Source organism: Pseudomonas sp. S37 (assembly GCF_016658545.1).
Classification (GTDB): domain Bacteria; phylum Pseudomonadota; class Gammaproteobacteria; order Pseudomonadales; family Pseudomonadaceae; genus Aquipseudomonas.
Window position 1 is genome coordinate 14,022 of sequence record NZ_JACVZC010000041.1, and the last position, 18,651, is coordinate 32,672.

The following is an 18,651-nucleotide window of genomic DNA, read 5'->3' on the forward strand; positions in this document are numbered from 1 at the left end:
TTTGAGCATGTGTCTAAGCGAGATCATCTTATGTGCAGGCCCTGAGCGCGGCCAAATAGCATCGAGGCAACTCTTTGAAAACGAGATTGCCCCATGATCGAACCGGATAGCTACCACGGACTGCTCAGCAGCAAAGTGCCCGACTGGCTTGTCCACAGCCAGCCCGTGCACCGTCAACGCATGCGCCAGGCGAGCCGCCAGCGCAACCCCCAGCTGGAGCGTGCGTGTCAGGAACACCCGACAGTTGCCAAGGCGCTGGTACACACCTATGGCCAGCACTTGCAAGCCGAGCGCGAGCTCAAGGCGCTTCTGGCAACCTTGCCGCCACTGGAGCAATTTGCCACCGAGCAGCTGTCGACAGCGATCAACGAGCGCTTCGGCCAGACGATCGATGTCTTGCAAACCTACCTGATGAACGTGAGCCGCTCAGCCAGTTACAGAGAGTCGCTCGACAGCTTTGGCGCCGATCCCTTCGTCAGCTCGTCCCGCGCCCTGAAACTGGCGACGCAGTCCCTGCTGCACAGTGCCTTGCAGAACTTCGAGGCCTTCGAGGCGCTGCCCGGGGGCCTGAGCGCCGGCAACAACACGTCAGCCATCATTGACAGAAACGACGTGAGCCTGGCCTCCACAGCAAAAAAACTGCCAATCGTCGCAGAAGACTTCGCAGCGCTGGCGCGTGAAATGGACATTGGCGGCAAATACCAGACCCTGCTCGATTCACTTGATCCCCCTGCCTCCCATCCTGACGCCGAAGCCATTCGCTCAGTATTCAAGGCCGCCGAGCGCTCGACATTCTACTTGCACGTTCACCATGCCTGCCTGCTGGGCAAGATCGACAAAGCCATCCACGCAACACTGCTCAAGCTCGACAGCAGCGACGAGGTTGAACATGACGGGCGCCCTGTACTGTGCGCGGGCATCAAACTGCTGCAGGCCACACTCACAGGCGCCTTGTGCATTGGCACAGGTACTCGGGCCCAGAGCGGTGCCGGACGATTCCCGCCAGGGCCTGAGTTTCCCTATGACGGCTGGCTCGTGCTCTACCTGCCCGGCATGCCCGAGCCACTGACCCAGCATGCCTGCAGGGCCGATGCCGAAGCATTCCTGCTAAAGCAAATGCCAGCGCTGCGACAGCCACAAGGCCAGCAACTGATACCTGATCGGCATAAAGGACGTTTCCTCGACCGCCTGGCAGACACACTTGAACCCTATACCTGGAACGCCACCAGCCAACTCAAGGAGCGCACACCCGACCCTGATGCGCGGGTGTACCTGCACGTGCAGCGCTTTACCCGGCCGTTTCTCGAAGAGCTGGCGACCCAGCGACAACAGCGCCTGAGGGACGATGGCCTGTTCCATGCGGTACCGACGGCAACCGAGGACGACAAGACCGCCCAGCGTCACTTTGCTTACTTCAAGGCCCTGTCACTTGCCAGCCTGAACTTCGCAGCGCTGTTCATACCGCCGTTAGGCGCCGTGATGCTTGGCGTAGCGGTACTGCAGCTGGCCCACGAAACCTTCGAGGGCATCGGCAGCTGGCTGGATGGGGATCGCCAGCAGGCATTCGACTACCTGATGGATGTGATCGACAACGTCGCCCTCATGGCGGCGCTCGCCTCAGCGGCCCGGGGGCAAGGCATCCCGGTGGTCGAGCAGATACCGGTGGAAACACCATCATTTATCGAAGAGCTAGCCCCTGTCAGGCTGCCCAACGGCGAGTACCGCCTTTGGAAGCCTGACCTGGCCCCTTTTGCCCATGACAAGGTGCTGCCAGCAGGGCTCAAACCCGATGAATACGGCTTGTATCATCATGAAGGCAAAACCTGGCTGCCCGTCGAAAGCCGCATATTTTCGGTCAGGCAGGCAAACAATGGGTATCACCTTGTACACCCAACCCAGGCCGAGGGCTACCAACCGGCGGCATTGCATAACGGTGCGGGGGCCTGGTTACTGGAAACCGAGCAGCCATCGAGCTGGAGCGGTACGCGCCTGCTCCGCCGCATAGGCCATCTGAATGCCGACTTCGACGAACCCACACTGCAACGCATCCTTGCCATCAGCGACACCGACGAAACCGTGCTACGCCGCACGCTGGTCGAGAACAGACGGCTGCCGGCGCTGCTGCAAGACACCCTGCAACGTTTCAAGCTGGATCAGGAGCTGCGCTCGACCGAGAATGCCCCGCCCCCCCTGCACGAAGCCTTCGAAATGCGCTACGGCCAGCTATATGCCAAATGCTCGGCAGAGGGTGAAACGCTCCGTCAGCGCTATGCAACACTACCGCTGCCCGTAATCGAAGAACTGCTGCAGCATGCCGCTGGGCCAACGCTGAAAGCCTTGGCCGAAGGCCGGGTTGAGCCAGCCCTTGCCGAGGAGGTGCGGCGGTATCAGCAACAGGTACGGCTGGCACGTGCTTATGAAGGGCTTTACCTGGAGACGGTACGCAGCCGCGATGCAGACCGGCTGATACTGCACACGCTCGGGCAAGTGCCCGAATGGCCAGCGAACATGTCTGTTGCGCTGGAGCAACATTGGCAGCTGCCCGCAGACAGCGTGCGGCTGGGTGATGAAAGCACCGAACCCCATGCAAGCATCCTCAGCACGAAAGAGGGCTACCTGGTACTGGGCAGCACCGCTGCGCACGCCTCAGTGCAGGTTCATCACTCTCTGTTCAGCGCACTTGCAACGGCCATGCCTGCATCGTTACGCCAGACACTTGGAGGCACAGGGGTGGAAAACGCCGAGGCACTCCAGCGGCTGCTTCAAAAGAGGCCACTGCTTCAGCGCGCAGAGCTTAGACAGCTGCTGGGCATGCAACCCGTGCGACCGGGCTACCGCTCACCCATGCGCCTGGCCGACGGCCGGGTGGGCTATCCAATGGGCGGCGGGAATGTCGCCGGGCAATACATCCGCAGACCCACGTTGCTGCGCATGATCAACCAGCTGGGCTTGCCTCATCCCCCACACGATACGGCTACAGACATACTGAACACCCTGGAAAGACGGGGGTTGAGCTTATCGCGTGTAAATGATGAGCTCATGACGCTGGTCCGGGAGCGCAATACGCTCACCCTCTATCTGGACGCCTGGCAGAACGCACTGCCCGGCTCAGCCGCCAATACTGAAGCGACGAGCGCGTTGCGCGACCAGCTATTGCAGTGCTGGTATGACCATATTCCGCTGCTCGAGCACTCAGAATTACCTACCCTGCGCCTGGAACATGTCTATCTCGACACTTTTCCGGCCAACTTGCCGGTTTTCTTCACGCAACGGGTCACGCGCCTTGAACTGATCGACCATGCCTACGACGGCACCATGGGCGCCCAGCGACGCATGCGCAGCCTGGCAAGGTTGCTGGAACAGTTCCCCGGTTTGCGCTCGCTGGAGATCTCCCACGCCGCAGGCGAAGCGCCAACAGCCGACCGGGCGCCCCACGATGTCTTGCGCTTGATCGCGGAAAACGTCCTCCAGCTGGAGTCGCTCAGCCTGGCCAATCAAAACCTGTCTTTGTCCAACCAGGATTTCGCGAGGCTGCAGGCAATGCAACGGCTGCGTCGCCTGACCCTTGATGGCAACCAGATCTCGCCGTTCACCACTGAGCAATTCGGGGGCCTTACGCTCGACTATCTCAGCCTTGAACGCATGTCGCTGGAAAGCTGGCCGCGAACACTGAACCAGCGAGCCCTAAGCCAGATTGGAGAAGTCTCGCTGCGCCACAACCAGATTCGATCGCTACCTGGTTTTCTCATTGGCAACGAACAATCCACTCTCCCGCACACTGTCATTTCCCTGCAAGGGAATGAGATCATCGAAGATCAGCTGCTGCGCATTCTGCTCAGCCACGAAAGCAACCCCGAACGTATCCTCTTTGATCGATCGACAGCCCTGAACGAGCAGATGCGCCGGTACACCGACCAGCGAGAGCAACTGCATGAGGCCACTTATGGCTGGGCCAACGCTTCAAGCTCCAGTGCCCCGCTGCCCGCATCGGTCATGGCAATGCGCAATCGCATCGCCATGACCCTCAATGCTTATTGGCGCGGTGTGGAGGCAGGATCGCGAAGCCCGTTACGCCTGGATAACATCGCACTGGAGCAGTTCCCCCCGCGGTTACCGGCGTTCTTTCACGCCCATGTCCGCGCCTTGTCAATGGAGCGGACCCATTGCACGGTTGAGCAACTGGATGGGTTGTTGCGGCGTTTCAACTCTGTGGAAGTCCTCAGCCTGGGCAATCAAGCCCAACCAGATCCGGCAATTGTGTCGACACTACTGAACCTGCCTCAGCTCACCTACCTGTCCCTGCATGAAATGGGCCTGGAAATCGATGACAACGCGCTCGCCATCTTCGGCCGGCTGGGCAATCTGCGCACACTGGAGCTGAGCGGTAATCGCCTGGGTAACATCACCGAAGCACCGCAGACACTGCGCAACCTCAGCCGCCTTGACCTGAGCAACATGAATCTCAGCCAGTGGCCCACCTGGGTTGACACGCTGTTACCGCTGGAGCTGCTCAACCTCAGCGACAATCAGTTGACCGAGCTGCCCGAACACATCCTCAACAACCCCGACACCCATGCCCAGGTCACCTCGATTTCACTCTTTGACAACCCGCTCAGTCCAGCGACCGTGGACCGGGCCCGGAGGTCTTCTGCAACCCAACGGCGCTTTACCTTCGCCTTCAGCCCGCCGGCGGATGCACCCGCCGGAGGGCACTTGCATGACCCTATCCCCCTCGATGCCGAAGACAGGCCAGACCTGCAGCGTTGGCTGCTGGGTACGCCGGCACAAAATGACGCGCTGCGCGATGCCTGGCAGCAGCTCAAGCAAGCGGGCGACGCACGCAACCTGCTCACATTCGTAGGGCGCCTGCAACAGTCGGCGCCATTTCGCAATGGCAGCACCCGCGCGGAATTTGCCGAGCGGGTGCGGATGGTGCTGGTAAGGGCGGTGGTCGACCAGGAAGATCGCGCGCTATTCGATCACATTGCACAAGAAGGGCTGATACAACAGGAAACAGGTGACCAAACTTGCCATGACGGCGTTTTGCTGGTGTTCCAGAACCTGGAGTTCCTGATTGCGGATCGACGATTGCTGGCCGACAACGCTGACACCGAGCCGCAGCTTTATCAGGCGCTCGGGCGGCTTTACCGCGTGAACCGGCTGGATGAGATTGCGCGCGAAAACGCCGGTGAGCGCGACGAAGCAGAAGTGCGCCTGGCTTATCGCCGAGGCGCCAACGTGCCGTTGGAACTCGGTATACCCAATGACAACATGCTGTTCGAGGCGATCGCCGAGGTGAGTCACAATGAAATGACCCGCGTGATCGAGCACGTGCTGCAGGACCAGCGCGGCGAAGGCTTTCTGGAATACGCGGTGAACAATCAGGAGTGGGGCCGATACTTGCGCAATACCCATGCCCAACTGTTCGACCGCATCGAGCAGGCCTACCAGAACAACGTGATAGACCTGCCCGACCAGCACCCGGAAGGCACCAGCATCGAAGACCTGTCCAGCGAGTACGCTGCACTGCTACGTACAAAAGAAGAACAGGAACGGCAACTGGTTCGCCAGCTCACCCTGCTTGCCCAGCCTGATCGCCTCTGACGGCTGGGCGCCAGGCGCGATTAGAGCTAAACGCCGTATCGCGCCCTCCCCCAGTCCATTGCGGCTTTCAATAGCTGTTGCAACACCTTGCGTGTGGGTGCCGCCAGGTCTTCGCGGTAGGCGAACGGCTCGGTTTCTTCCATGTAGGTGCTCTGCGCCAACTCCAGCTGCACGGCATGAATATGGTTGGCCGGGTCGCCGTAATGGCGGGTGATATGGCCGCCCTTGAAACGGCCGTTCAGCACATGGCTGTAGTCCTGGGCTTCGGCACAGACGCCTTGCAGCCGCTCGGCCAGTGCCGGATCGCAACTGGCGCCATTGAAGGTACCCAGGTTGAAGTCCGGCAGCTTGCCGTCGAACAGGTGCGGAATCAGCGAACGAATAGAATGGGCATCCCACAGCAGCGCGTAGCCATACTGCTCACGCAAGCGGTCCAGCTCGTTGCGGATGGTGTCGTGGTAGGGGCGCCAGATCTGCTCCAGGTACTGCTTGCGTTGCGCGTCAGTGGGCACCTGCCCTTCCTTGAACAGCGGCTCGCCCTCGAACAGCGTCGCCGGGTACAGGCCGGTGGTGGCACCGGCGTACAGCGGTTTGTCGTCATCCGGGCGGTTCAGGTCGATGACGAAGCGCGAGTACTCCGCCGAAACCACGCTGGCACCCATGTCGCGGGCAAAGTCGTACAGCTGGGGAATATGCCAGTCGGTGTCCGGCAGGCTGCGCGCCTGGTCGACCAGGCCGTCGCGCACCTCATCGCTCAGGCGCAGGCCGGCATGCGGCATGCTGATCAGCAGCGGCAGGCGGCCCTGGTGAAAACTCAGTACCTTGTCCATCGTGCCTCGCTCAATTGGAAATTTCATGGCCCTTGCGCACCACGCGCTTGGGCAGGTCGCCGCCCAGCCAGTAGGCCAGGTCGGCGGGGCGTTCGATTTGCCAGGCGACGAAGTCAGCAACCTTGCCAACTTCCAGCGAGCCATGGCTGTCGCCCAGGCCCAGTGCCGCGGCGGCATGCACGGTGACGCCGGCCAACGCCTCTTCCGGGGTCATGCGGAAGCAGGTACAGCCCATGTTCAGCATCAAGCGCAGCGACAGCCCTGGCGAAGTGCCGGGGTTGAGGTCGCTGGCCAGGGCAATCTTCACGCCGTGGCGGCGCAATGCGTCCATCGGCGGCAACTGGGTTTCACGCAGGAAGTAGAACGCGCCGGGCAGCAGCACGGCGACCGTGCCGGCTGCGGCCATGGCGATGGCGTCTTCTTCGGTCATGAATTCCAGGTGGTCGGCCGACAGCGCCTGGTAACGCGCCGCCAGGCTGGAGCCGTGCAGTGACGACAGCTGTTCGGCGTGCAGCTTGACCGGCAAGCCCAGCTCGCGCGCCTTGATGAACAGGCGCTCGACCTGGGCCGGGGAAAACGCCAGGTGTTCGCAGAAGGCATCCACCGCATCCACCAGGCCTTCGGCGGCCAGTGCTGGCAACATCTCGTCGCAGATGTGCGCGATGTAGTCGTCGGCGCGGCCGGCGTACTCCGGCGGCAACGCGTGCGCAGCCAGGCACGTGGCACGCACCGCCAGCGGCAGTTCGTCGGCCAGTCGACGGGCCACGCGCAGCATCTTGCGCTCGTTGGCCAAGTCCAGGCCGTAGCCGGACTTGACCTCAATGGTAGTCACCCCGTCGCGCATCAAAGCCTGAACCCGCTGGCGCGCACTGACGAACAGCTCGTCCTCACTGGCTGCTCGGGTGGCCCGCACGGTGCTGGCGATGCCACCGCCCTGCGCAGCGATTTCGGCATAGCTCACGCCCTGGAGGCGCTGCTCGAACTCGCCGCTGCGGTTACCACCGAACACGGCGTGGGTGTGGCAGTCGATCAACCCCGGGGTGACCCAGGCGCCGCCCAGGTCCACGCTGCGCTCGGCATCTACTGGCGCCAGCTCGGCGCGTGGGCCGATCCATTCGATCAGCCCGGCGTTGGTGACGATGGCCGCATTCTCGATAACCGAGTAACGGCCTTCGGCCATGGTTGCCACATGGCAGTGCTGCCAGACGGTTCTCATGCACAATCTCCTTTGCTAGCGGTGCAGCTCGGCCGGCTCTGCTGCCGGCTGGCCCTGCCCTGCGCGCGGTTTGCACCACAGCAGGTAGGACGCGACCAGGAACACCACCCAGACCACGCCGACGATCAATGCCGCCTGGGTGTCCGGGAAGTAGCCGAGTACGCCAAAGATGAACACCATGAACGCAATGGCCATGGCCGGGCCGTAAGGCCAGAACGGTACCGGGAAACTCAGCTGGGCCACTTGTTCACGGCTCATGCTGCGGCGCATGGCCACCTGGGTCACCAGAATCATCAGCCACACCCATACGGTGGCGAAGGTAGCGATCGAGGCAATCAGCAGGAACACGTTTTCCGGGATCAGGTAGTTCAGCAGCACGCCGATCAGCAGTGCGGCACCCATTACCACCACAGTCATCCACGGCACGCCGTGCTTCGACAACTTGCTGAAGCCGCGCGGGGCGTGGCCTTGCTGGGCCAGGCCGTACATCATGCGGCCGGCGCCGAAGATGTCGCTGTTGATGGCCGAGATCGCCGCCGAAATCACCACCACGTTCAGCACGGCAGCGGCCGAGCCGATGCCCAGGTTGCTGAAGATCTGCACAAACGGGCTGCCTTCGCTGCCGATCTGCGGCCATGGGTACAGGCACATCAGCACGAACAGGGTAAGCACGTAGAACAGCAGGATGCGCAGCGGCACCGCGTTGATCGCCTTGGGGATGACGCGTTGCGGGTCTTTGGCTTCACCGGCAGTGACGCCGATGATCTCGATGCCGCCGAAGGCGAACATCACCACCGCGAACGACGCAATCAGGCCACCCACGCCGTTAGGCATGAAACCGCCATGCTCGAACAGGTTGCTCACGCCCACGGCATGCCCGGTGCCTACCTGGCTGAAGCCGAAGGCCATGATGCCGAGGCCGGCCAGGATCATCGCGACAATGGCGCCGACCTTGAGCAGCGACAGCCAGAACTCCATTTCGCCAAACACCTTGACGTTGCACAGGTTGAGGCCGCCGATCAGGAAGACAATGCCCAGTACCCAGATCCAGCGAGCTACCTCCGGGAACCAGAAGCCCATGTAGATACCGAAGGCAGTGACGTCGGCGATGGCAACGATGACCATCTCGAAGGCGTAGGTCCAGCCGAGGATGAAGCCGGCCATGGGGCCGAGGTAGGTGGTGGCGTAGTGGCCGAAGGAGCCGGCCACCGGGTTGTGCACGGCCATTTCACCGAGGGCGCGCATGACCATGTACACGGCGGCGCCGCCGATCAGGTAGGCCAGCAGCACAGCCGGGCCGGCCATCTGGATAGCCGAGGCGGAACCGTAGAACAGGCCGGTGCCGATGGCGGAACCGAGGGCCATGAAACGGATGTGGCGGGCACTTAGCCCGCGCTTGAGACCTTGAGCTTGTTGCATGTCACGTCCTTAAATTGTTTTTGTGGTCGTGAGATCGAGGGGGCTGCCTTGCAGCCCTTTCGCGGGACAAGCCCGCTCCCACAGGTACCGCACAGGTCTGAAACCTTTGGTACTCCTGTGGGAGCGGGCTTGTCCCGCGAATGGGCCGCACAGCGGCCCCTGGGGGCATTACAGGCTTGGCAGCACACCCGCCGGCAGCAAACCGGTCAGGCTACCCTTGGCCAACAGTTCCACGGCCTTTTCGATGTCCGGCGCAAAGAAACGGTCACGGTCGTAATGCGGTACTTCGCTGCGCAGGGCCTTGCGCGCCTGCTCCAGCTTGGCCGAAGTCTTCAGGCCTTTGCGCAGGTCGAGGCCCTGGCAGGCACCCAGCCATTCGATGGCCAGCACGCCACGGGTGTTTTCGGCCATTTCCCACAGGCGCTTGCCGGCAGCCGGGGCCATGGACACGTGGTCTTCCTGGTTGGCGGAGGTCGGCAGGCTGTCGACACTGTGCGGGTGCGACAGGGCCTTGTTCTCGCTGGCCAGGGCCGCCGCCGTAACCTGGGCGATCATGAAGCCGGAGTTGACCCCGCCGTTTTCCACCAGGAACGGCGGCAGCTGGGACATGTGCTTGTCCATCATCAGCGAGATGCGGCGCTCGCTCAGCGAGCCGATTTCGGCGATGGCCAGGGCAATGTTGTCGGCGGCCATGGCCACCGGTTCTGCGTGGAAGTTGCCGCCGGAAATCACGTCACCTTCGGCAGCGAATACCAGCGGGTTGTCCGACACGGCGTTGGCTTCGATACCCAATACCTCGGCAGCCTGGCGCAGCTGGGTCAGGCAGGCGCCCATGACCTGCGGCTGGCAGCGCAGCGAGTACGGGTCCTGGACCTTGTCGCAGTTCTTGTGCGACAGCGACACTTCGCTGGAATCACCCAGCAAATCGCGGAAGCAGGCCGCGGTGTCGATCTGGCCACGCTGGCCACGTACGGCATGCACGCGGGCATCGAACGGCGAACGCGAGCCCAGCGCGGCTTCTACGGTCAGGCCACCACAGGCAATGGCGGCAGCGTAAAGGTCTTCGGCCTGGAACAGGCCACGCAGGGCGTAGGCCGTGGACGCCTGGGTACCGTTGAGCAGGGCCAGGCCTTCTTTGGCGGCCAGGGTCAGTGGCTCGAGACCGGCAATCGCAAGCGCTTCAGTGGCTGGCAGCCATTGGCCTTTGTAACGGGCCTTGCTCTCACCCAGCAATACCAGCGACATGTGTGCCAGTGGCGCGAGGTCGCCCGAGGCGCCGACCGAGCCCTTGAGCGGGATGTGCGGGTAGACCTCGGCGTTGACCAGGGCGGTCAGGGCGTCGATCACCTTGCGGCGGATGCCGGAGAAGCCGCGGCTGAGGCTGTTGATCTTCAGCACCATGATCAGCCGCACCAGGTCGTCATCCAGCGGCGCACCGACACCGGCGGCGTGGGACAGCACCAGCGAGCGCTGCAGGTTTTCCAGGTCGTGGCTGGCGATACGGGTGGAGGCCAGCAGGCCGAAACCGGTATTGATGCCGTAGGCGGTGCGGTCTTCAGCCAGGATTTGCTCTACGCAGGCAACGCTGTCGTTGATCGGCTGGTCGGCGCTGGCATCCAGCTGCAGGCGCACGGGCGCGGCATGAATGGCGCGCAGTTGGGCCAGGGTCAGGGTGCCGGGCTTGAGGGTGAGTTCGGTCACGTTACTACTCCAATCGCGTGGAGCCGCAGGCCTGTATTGAGGTGCCTGCGCGCTCCTTCTTGTTGTTCAGTATCACCCCTTGCGGGGTGCGAGCCAAAGCGTGGCGATCAGCCAGTGATCATCGGCAGGTCCAGGCCCTGCTCCTTGGCGCAGTCGATGGCGATGTCGTAACCGGCATCGGCGTGGCGCATCACACCAGTCCCTGGGTCGTTGGTCAGCACGCGGGCGATACGCTCGGCGGCTTCATCGGTACCGTCGCAGACAATGACCATGCCCGAGTGCTGGGAGAAGCCCATGCCTACGCCGCCGCCGTGGTGCAGCGACACCCAGGTGGCGCCGCCTGCGGTGTTCAGCAGGGCGTTGAGCAGCGGCCAGTCGGAGACTGCATCGGAGCCATCACGCATGGCTTCGGTTTCGCGGTTGGGGCTGGAGACAGAACCGGAGTCCAGGTGGTCACGGCCGATCACCACCGGCGCCGACAGCTCGCCACTGCGGACCATTTCGTTGAACGCCAGGCCGAGCTTGGCGCGCAGGCCCAGGCCAACCCAGCAGATTCGGGCTGGCAGGCCCTGGAAGCTGATGCGCTCGCGGGCCATGTCCAGCCAGCGGTGCAAGTGGGCGTCGTCCGGGATCAGTTCCTTGACCTTGGCGTCGGTCTTGTAGATGTCCTCGGCTTCACCGGACAGCGCCGCCCAGCGGAACGGGCCGATGCCGCGGCAGAACAGCGGGCGGATGTAGGCCGGGACGAAGCCCGGGAAGTCGAAGGCGTTGGCCACGCCCTCTTCCTTGGCCATCTGGCGGATGTTGTTGCCGTAGTCGAAGGTCGGGATGCCCTGCTTCTGGAAATCAAGCATGGCCTGCACGTGTACGGCCATCGACTGCTTGGCGGCCTTGACCACTGCAGCCGGTTCGGTCTGCGCGCGGTCGCGGTACTGTTCCCAGGTCCAGCCGGCGGGCAGGTAGCCGTTCAGTGGGTCGTGGGCGCTGGTCTGGTCGGTGACCATGTCCGGGCGCACGCCACGCTTGACCAGCTCTGGCAGGATTTCGGCGGCGTTGCCGTGCAGGGCGATGGAGATGGCCTTGCCTTCGGCGGTGTACTTGGCGATGCGCGCCAAGGCGTCGTCGAGGTCAGTGGCCTGTTCGTCGACGTAGCGGGTTTCCAGGCGGAAGTCGATGCGGCTCTGCTGGCATTCGATGTTCAGCGAGCAGGCGCCGGCCAAGGTCGCGGCCAGTGGCTGGGCGCCGCCCATGCCGCCCAGGCCGGCGGTGAGCACCCACTTGCCTTTGAGGCTGCCACCGTAGTGCTGGCGACCGGCCTCGACGAAGGTTTCATAGGTGCCCTGGACGATGCCCTGGCTGCCGATGTAGATCCAGCTGCCGGCGGTCATCTGGCCGTACATGGCCAGGCCCTTGGCGTCGAGTTCGTTGAAGTGTTCCCAGTTGGCCCAGTGCGGCACCAGGTTGGAGTTGGCGATCAGCACGCGTGGGGCGTTGCTGTGGGTCTTGAACACACCGACCGGTTTGCCCGACTGCACCAGCAGGGTTTCGTCGTCTTCCAGGCGGGTCAGGGTTTCGACGATCTTGTCGTAGCAGGCCCAGTTGCGCGCAGCACGGCCGATACCGCCGTACACCACCAGTTCTTTCGGATTTTCCGCGACCTGCGGGTCGAGGTTGTTCATCAGCATGCGCAGTGGCGCTTCAGTCAGCCAGCTTTTGGCGGTCAGCTTGTTGCCACGTGGGGCACGGATTTCAACGTCACGGTATTTGTTGTTGTCGGTCACGGGAAAGGTCCTCTGCGGTCGTCCGCGGGCGGGTATGTCGTGGTCAATATACAAACACACCTTTACTTGTATGTACAAGCATGGACAACCAAAATATTCGGACTGATCTGCTGAGTGGCTGAAAAAAGCCGGGGCCGCTTTGCGGCCCTTTCCGACCGGTCCGGCGCCCCGGCAAGGCCGCTCCTACAGGGACCGCGCAAGCCGGGGCATACGCGTTCGATGTAGGAGCGGCCTTGCCGGGGCGCCGGACCGGTCGGAAAGGGCTGCGCAGCAGCCCCGGCTATCTCAGTGTGAAATGAGTTCGATCAGGCAGAACCGCCCCTGAACCTCCAGCCCGAGCAATTCGTCGTTGCCTTCCAGCCGCAGGCAGTCATACAACCCCAACCGCTGCGTCTCACGCCCAGCCAGGGCCACCTCGACCTGGTTACTGGCGGCAAACAGCAACACCGTCGACGCCAAGCTGTACACCCGATGGGTACCGTCCAGCCATTGCAACCGCGCCCGATAACGCAGCGGCGCATAGATCAGGTTGAAATCGCGAATCGCCCCGCCCAGCAGCTTGCAGCTGACCTGGCTCTCGCCACCGAAAGCAAACGCATCGAAGGGCAACAGTGGCCGGCTGGCCTGGCCGTCGACCAGCAGGCGCATGCCATCGCCCTGCAGCACGGTGATGATGCGCTGGTAACCGGCAAAGGTGGAAAAGCCGCCCGACTCCTCGATATCGGCAATCGAAAGGCGCCAGCCAAAACCGTCCAGGCCCTCGCCACTGTCACGGGTGATTTCTTCGGTGAAACCGCCACCGTTTTTCCACGGCATGCGCGGGTAATCCTGCGCACGCAACACATGCAGCTGACTCATTTGCTGAAACGTCCTTCCAGGCGGTGACGGGAACCGGGGTGGATCAGCCGCGCAGCGGTTACCGGCTGGCGGCCGGACCAGGTGCGACGGCGGATCAGCAGGCACGGCTCGCCCCGCTCGATCTGCAACAGACGGCACTCTTCCGGCTCGGCCAGGATCGCCTCGACCACGTGCTCGCCTTCGGTCAGCGGTGCCACCTGCGACAGGTAGGCGTAGGGCGTCTGCCGGGTGAAGTCCTGCTTGAGGTAGTCGGGGGCGATGGCCGCGTTGACGTAGCGGTCCTCGATCTGCACCGGCACGCCGTTCTCGAAATGCACGATCAGCGAATGGAACACCCGCTGGCCTTCGCGCATGTCCAGGGCCAGGGCGCGCTCGGAGCCTGCTGCTTCCTCGGTAAGTGTGATCACCTGGCAGCTATGCTGGTGGCCGCGCGCGGCAATTTCGTCGGCAATGTTGTTGACTTCGAACAACGCCGAACGGCCCTTGGGTTCGGCGACGAAAGTACCCACACCTTGCATGCGCACCAGCAGGCCTTCGGCGGTGAGCTCGCGCAGGGCGCGGTTGATGGTCATGCGGCTGAAGCCCAGCTGGCTGACCAGCTCGCTCTCCGAAGGTACCCGGTGATGCGGTGGCCAGCTGCCGTTGTCGATCTGCTGGATGATCATCTGTTTGACCCGGGCATAGAGCGGCGCCGGGCCCTCGCCCATCTGGGCAACCAGCGCGGAGACAGGAGGTGTCGGCACGGCGGTGGATCCTTGTGCAAATAGAATGAGCGGTAGCTTGCCGCAGTTTACCCGGCAGGCAAACGGCTGTATATGTATATACAAGTTAACAATAACAGGATTTGTACCGATGCCCGCCTACTTCGCCGAACGCGCCCTGCTGCCCACGGGCTGGGCCAGCCATGTCCGCATCGAGGTCGCCAGCGATGGCCATGTGGCCAGTATCGAGCCAGGCGCCTCGGCTGAAGGCGCCGAGCGCTTGGCCGGCCCACTACTGCCCGGCATGCCCAACCTGCACTCGCATGCCTTCCAGCGCGCGATGGCAGGCCTGGCGGAAGTCGCTGGCAACCCCAACGACAGTTTCTGGACCTGGCGCGACCTGATGTACCGCCTGGTCGGGCAGATCAGCCCGGACCAGCTACAGGTCATCGCCCGCCAGCTGTACATCGAAATGCTCAAGGCCGGCTACACCTCGGTCGCCGAATTCCACTACGTGCACCACGACCAGGCCGGCCAGCGCTACGCCGACCCGGCCGAGCTGTCGCGCCGCATCAGCGCGGCTGCGGTCGACAGCGGCATTGGCCTGACCTTGCTGCCGGTGCTGTACAGCCATGCCGGCTTTGGTGGCCAGGCGCCGAATGACGGGCAACGGCGCTTCATCAACTCCACCGAACAATACCTGCAATTGCAAGCGCAGCTCGCCCCGCTGCTGGCCGCGCAACCGGCGCAGCAGCTGGGCCTGTGTTTCCACTCACTGCGGGCGGTAACGCCCGGGCAGATCGCCGAGGTGCTGGCCGCCAGCGACACGCAGTGCCCGGTGCATATCCACATTGCCGAACAGCAGAAGGAAGTGGACGACTGCCTGGCCTGGAGCGGCCTGCGCCCGCTGCAGTGGCTGTATGAGCATGTGGACGTGGACCGGCGCTGGTGCCTGGTGCACGCCACCCATGCCGAGGCGGATGAAGTGACGGCCATGGCCCGCAGCGGTGCGGTGGCCGGGCTGTGTTTGACCACTGAAGCCAACCTGGGCGACGGGATTTTCCCGGCGGTGGACTTCCTCGCGCAGGGCGGGCGCATGGGCATTGGCTCGGACAGCCATGTGTCGCTTAGCGTGGTGGAAGAGCTGCGCTGGCTGGAATATGGTCAGCGCCTGCGTGACCAAAGGCGCAACCGCCTGTATCGCGGCGACCAGCCGATGGTCGGGCGCACGCTGTATGACGCCGCACTGGCGGGCGGTGCGCAGGCGCTGGGGCAGGCGGTCGGGGAGCTGGCCGTGGGCAAGCGGGCCGACTGGCTGGTGCTCGATGGACAAGACCCTTATATCGCCATGGCCGATGGCGATGCAATTCTCAACCGCTGGTTGTTTGCCGGGGGTGATCGCCAGGTGCGGGATGTGATGGTGAATGGGCAGTGGGTGGTGCGCCAGGGGCGGCATGCGCAGGAAGAGCAGAGCGGGCGGGCGTTTGCCGAGGTGTTGCGCCAACTTTTGGGCTGAGGTGCTGGCAGTACGCTCGCATTCGCGGGTGAACCCGCTCCCACAGGTACTGCACCGGGCTGTAGGAGCGGGTTTACCCGCGAACACCGGCGAAGCCGGTGCCATCCACCGAGTCGCCTGCTTCGCGGGTGAACCCGCTCCTACACAGCTCGACGAAACTCAGTGCATCTTGACGATCTGCTGGTCCGAAGCCCGCCAGATCAAGCGGCTGGTGTCATACCCCTGCTGACGCGCCCTGGACAGCAGGTTCTCGCGCTCCCACGCCGGCAGCGTCGGCGTGCGCGACAGAATCCACAGGTACTTGCGGTCCGGGCTACCGACAATGGCCGTGCGATAGTGCTCGTCCACATACAGAATCCAGTACTCGCCCCTTGCCACGCCCGGCACCAGCTTGGTGAACCAGTTATCGAACTCGACCCACAACTTGTCGGTGTGCCCCGGCTCCTGGATGTTCGCATGCCCTTCGGCACGCAGCCATTCGTCACCCATGGTGCGGCAGCGGTTTAGCACACCATAACTGCCATCAGGCTTGAGGTTGTAATGGGCTTCGGACTGCTCGCAGCCATCCTGGAAGCGCATCGGCAGGCGCGCCAGCTCGTACCATTTGCCCTGGTAGCGCTTGAGGTCGACATTGCCGGCGGTTTTCGGCGCCAGCGGGTCGTGCACGGAGCCTGCACAACCGCCCAGCAGCAATGCCAGGCATACCCCCATCAGCAGGTATGCACGCCTCATTTGAGGCCCTGCCCTGAATACATCAGTACTTTGTCAGCTGCGTACTGCACGCTGATGAAGCTCTTCTCGTCCCCCCAGGTGCAGCTGCTCATGCCCAGCGCACCAGAGCACTCGGTCGGCGTACCGAGCAACTGCTCGACCTCGGCCTTGTTCATACCGGCCTTGATCTTGGAATAGTTTTCCTGGTTGATCTTGCTGCAGGCAGTCAGGACGACGCACAGCGACAACAGGGCGAGGGAACGCAACGACATGAAGGACACTCCTGGAGAGGTGAAAACAGGCGAGTGGCCTGCAGTGACCTTCGACGCGAAAATCCCTCCAGGGTTCCCTGCCCTCCCCCCTTTGCCCCCACACCATTGGTCGGTTGGCCACTACTGTGCGATTAATCACAAAGCATTAATCACCAGCCAATAAAAAAGCCGCCCCGTTGGGGCGGCCTTGCCGTGGCGGCGTACCGGTCGCGATGGCCTGCGCAGCAGGCTCTTGCAACTTCAGAACCGAGACCCAGGCTCCAGCAAAAAGTCCATCTCTTCACTGGTACTCGGCCGCTCCAGCACCAGGTTGCGGTGCGGGAAGCGCCCGAACCGGGCAATCACCCGCTGGTGCTGCTCGGCATAGTCGAGGAAGCCTTCGAACAGCCGCCGGTTGGCCTCGGGTTGCTCATCCAGCAGCGTCTGGTAGCGCTCGACGCACAGGTTCTGCCAGTCCAGCACCTCGGCATGCTCCAGCACCAGCAGCACGAACACCCGCTGGATCGGCAGCAGCTGGTAGTCCCAGCCCTTCTGCAGGCCCTGCATGGCCACCACCTGGGCACGCCGGTCGCCCTCGAAGGCACGCGGCGTGTCGCGGTGGATCATGCGCGGCAACTGGTCCAGCAGGATCAGCAAACCGAGCCAGCCCTGCGGGCTCTGCTGCCAATCCTCGAGCCCACCCGCCAGGGCGTGCTCCATCAGGTCGCCGAACAGCGCCTGGGCGTCGGCATCGTGATGCTTGCCGAACCACAGCGTGCTCTTCTCGTCAGCCACGGCCTGGGGACTGGTACCCCAACCGAACCACCACTCCAGCAACGGCTGCCAAGGTGCGAGCATGACTTACTCCTTGTGGTAGGCGGTAACGCGCTCAACCTCTTCCTTCGAGCCGAGAATGACCGACACACGCTGGTGCAGGCCTTCAGGCTTGATGTCGAGGATGCGCTGGTAACCGTCGGTGGACACGCCGCCGGCCTGTTCGATGATGAACGACATCGGGTTGGCTTCGTACATCAGGCGCAGTTTGCCCGGTTTGCTTGGGTCGCGGGCATCACGTGGGTACATGAACAGGCCGCCACGGGTGAGGATGCGGTGCACATCGGCCACCATCGAGGCGATCCAGCGCATGTTGTAGTTTTTCTTCAGCGGGCCGGTCTCGCCTGCCAGCAGTTCGCCCACGTAGCGTTGAATCGGGGCTTCCCAGTGGCGCTGGTTGGACATGTTGATGGCGAACTCGGCGGTGCTTTCCGGTACGCGGATGTTTTCGTGGGTCAGCACAAAGCTACCCAGTTCGCGGTCCAGGGTAAAGCCCTTGACGCCGTTGCCCAGGGTGAGGATCAGCATGGTCTGCGGGCCGTAAATGGCGTAACCGGCGGCTACCTGCTGGGTGCCTGGCTGCAGGAAGGCGTTCTCGTTCAGGGTTTCGTTCTGGCTCAGGTACTCGTTAGGGCAACGCAGTACCGAGAAGATGGTGCCGACCGACACGTTGACGTCGATGTTGGACGAGCCGTCCAGCGGGTCGAAGACCAGCAGGTAGGCGCCTTTCGGGTACTTGCCCGGGATCTGGTAGGCATTGTCCATTTCTTCGGACGCCATGCCGGCCAGGTGGCCGCCCCACTCGTTGGCTTCCAGCAGGATGTCGTTGGAAATCACGTCCAGCTTCTTCTGGACTTCGCCCTGCACGTTTTCAGTGCCCATGCTGCCCAGTACACCACCGAGGGCGCCTTTGGACACGTGATGGCTGATTTCCTTGCACGCACGCGCCACCACTTCGATCAGGAAGCGCAGATCGGCAGGGGTATTGTTGCTGCGGGTCTGCTCAATCAGATAGCGACTCAGGGTAACGCGGGACATGTATGGCTCCGAATGGATGGGGGGAGATAAAAAACCCCCGCAGTTTACAGGGAGAGTTGCAGGCTAGCGAGTGATGAGACTCGCCACGGCTCTCAGACGGCACAATAGGTCGGTAGTTCAGCGTGCGCCAGGCCGGTGGTCGGAGTCGGCCCCATTCGCGGGTAAACCCGCTCCCACAGGGTCACTCACAG

13 protein-coding genes are annotated in these 18,651 nt (G+C 63.1%); 2 read left to right on the forward strand and 11 right to left on the reverse strand.

Features of this window, described 5'->3' with window-relative positions; translation table 11 throughout:
* Positions 1–93: 93 nt before the first annotated feature.
* The gene (locus tag IAE39_RS14700; RefSeq protein WP_201203554.1) at positions 94–5,604 is read left to right on the forward strand and encodes an NEL-type E3 ubiquitin ligase domain-containing protein; all 5,511 of its coding nucleotides are present in this window, start codon (positions 94–96) and stop codon (positions 5,602–5,604) included.
* 26 nt (positions 5,605–5,630) lie between these two features.
* Here IAE39_RS14700 and hutG read toward each other — a convergent pair whose 3' ends face one another.
* From hutG to hutC, 7 genes are all read right to left on the reverse strand, one after another.
* A complete protein-coding gene (gene hutG / locus IAE39_RS14705) occupies positions 5,631–6,434 on the reverse strand; it encodes an N-formylglutamate deformylase (RefSeq protein WP_201203555.1) in 804 nt (267 codons plus the stop codon).
* Positions 6,435–6,444: 10 nt separating this feature from the next.
* A complete protein-coding gene (gene hutI / locus IAE39_RS14710) occupies positions 6,445–7,650 on the reverse strand; it encodes an imidazolonepropionase (RefSeq protein WP_201203556.1) in 1,206 nt (401 codons plus the stop codon).
* 15 nt (positions 7,651–7,665) lie between these two features.
* Positions 7,666–9,069, reverse strand: coding sequence for an amino acid permease (locus IAE39_RS14715; RefSeq protein WP_201203557.1), 1,404 nt, complete (start codon positions 9,067–9,069; stop codon positions 7,666–7,668).
* A 168-nt stretch (positions 9,070–9,237) separates the two neighbouring features.
* Complete coding sequence (gene hutH / locus IAE39_RS14720) at positions 9,238–10,770, reverse strand: histidine ammonia-lyase (protein ID WP_201203558.1); 1,533 nt, start codon at positions 10,768–10,770, stop codon at positions 9,238–9,240.
* Between the two features lie 107 nt (positions 10,771–10,877).
* Positions 10,878–12,551 carry a urocanate hydratase gene (gene hutU / locus IAE39_RS14725; protein ID WP_110633134.1) on the reverse strand — a complete coding sequence of 558 codons (1,674 nt, stop codon included), beginning with the start codon at positions 12,549–12,551 and terminating at the stop codon, positions 10,878–10,880.
* A 285-nt stretch (positions 12,552–12,836) separates the two neighbouring features.
* Entirely contained in the window at positions 12,837–13,409 is a 573-nt protein-coding gene (locus IAE39_RS14730) for a HutD/Ves family protein (RefSeq protein WP_201203559.1), read from the reverse strand.
* The gene (gene hutC, locus IAE39_RS14735; protein WP_153671434.1) at positions 13,406–14,116 is read right to left on the reverse strand and encodes a histidine utilization repressor; all 711 of its coding nucleotides are present in this window, start codon (positions 14,114–14,116) and stop codon (positions 13,406–13,408) included. The genes IAE39_RS14730 and hutC overlap by 4 nt, the downstream gene beginning before the upstream one ends.
* Positions 14,117–14,261: 145 nt before the next feature.
* Between hutC and IAE39_RS14740 the strand changes: the two genes are divergently transcribed.
* Positions 14,262–15,626 (forward strand): formimidoylglutamate deiminase, encoded by a 1,365-nt coding sequence (locus IAE39_RS14740; protein ID WP_201203562.1) that lies wholly within the window; start codon positions 14,262–14,264, stop codon positions 15,624–15,626.
* 159 nt (positions 15,627–15,785) lie between these two features.
* On the opposite strand, the gene IAE39_RS14745 is transcribed toward IAE39_RS14740, so the two are convergent.
* The 4 genes from IAE39_RS14745 to IAE39_RS14760 all read right to left on the reverse strand — a co-directional run bounded on the left by IAE39_RS14745 (position 15,786) and on the right by IAE39_RS14760 (position 18,460).
* A complete protein-coding gene (locus tag IAE39_RS14745; RefSeq protein WP_201203563.1) occupies positions 15,786–16,358 on the reverse strand; it encodes a lipocalin family protein in 573 nt (190 codons plus the stop codon).
* Positions 16,355–16,609 carry an outer membrane protein assembly factor BamE domain-containing protein gene (gene bamE / locus IAE39_RS14750; RefSeq protein WP_003249234.1) on the reverse strand — a complete coding sequence of 85 codons (255 nt, stop codon included), beginning with the start codon at positions 16,607–16,609 and terminating at the stop codon, positions 16,355–16,357. Before bamE ends, IAE39_RS14745 begins: the two co-directional genes overlap by 4 nt.
* Positions 16,610–16,849: 240 nt before the next feature.
* A complete protein-coding gene (locus tag IAE39_RS14755) occupies positions 16,850–17,446 on the reverse strand; it encodes a DUF924 family protein (RefSeq protein WP_201203565.1) in 597 nt (198 codons plus the stop codon).
* 3 nt (positions 17,447–17,449) lie between these two features.
* Complete coding sequence (locus IAE39_RS14760; RefSeq protein ID WP_201203566.1) at positions 17,450–18,460, reverse strand: class 1 fructose-bisphosphatase; 1,011 nt, start codon at positions 18,458–18,460, stop codon at positions 17,450–17,452.
* Positions 18,461–18,651: the final 191 nt, after the last annotated feature.

Bases quoted from the DNA above. Each gene is read 5' to 3' on its own strand.
- IAE39_RS14715 (WP_201203557.1), bottom strand. From the start codon at position 9,069: ATGCAACAAGCTCAAGGTCTCAAGCGCGGGCTAAGTGCCCGCCACATC.
- IAE39_RS14740 (WP_201203562.1), top strand. From the start codon at position 14,262: ATGCCCGCCTACTTCGCCGAACGCGCCCTGCTGCCCACGGGCTGGGCC.
- IAE39_RS14745 (WP_201203563.1), bottom strand. From the start codon at position 16,358: ATGAGGCGTGCATACCTGCTGATGGGGGTATGCCTGGCATTGCTGCTG.
- IAE39_RS14760 (WP_201203566.1), bottom strand. From the start codon at position 18,460: ATGTCCCGCGTTACCCTGAGTCGCTATCTGATTGAGCAGACCCGCAGC.
- IAE39_RS14755 (WP_201203565.1), bottom strand. From the start codon at position 17,446: ATGCTCGCACCTTGGCAGCCGTTGCTGGAGTGGTGGTTCGGTTGGGGT.
- hutG (WP_201203555.1), bottom strand. From the start codon at position 6,434: ATGGACAAGGTACTGAGTTTTCACCAGGGCCGCCTGCCGCTGCTGATC.
- hutI (WP_201203556.1), bottom strand. From the start codon at position 7,650: ATGAGAACCGTCTGGCAGCACTGCCATGTGGCAACCATGGCCGAAGGC.
- hutC (WP_153671434.1), bottom strand. From the start codon at position 14,116: ATGGGCGAGGGCCCGGCGCCGCTCTATGCCCGGGTCAAACAGATGATC.
- IAE39_RS14700 (WP_201203554.1), top strand. From the start codon at position 94: ATGATCGAACCGGATAGCTACCACGGACTGCTCAGCAGCAAAGTGCCC.
- bamE (WP_003249234.1), bottom strand. From the start codon at position 16,609: ATGTCGTTGCGTTCCCTCGCCCTGTTGTCGCTGTGCGTCGTCCTGACT.
- IAE39_RS14730 (WP_201203559.1), bottom strand. From the start codon at position 13,409: ATGAGTCAGCTGCATGTGTTGCGTGCGCAGGATTACCCGCGCATGCCG.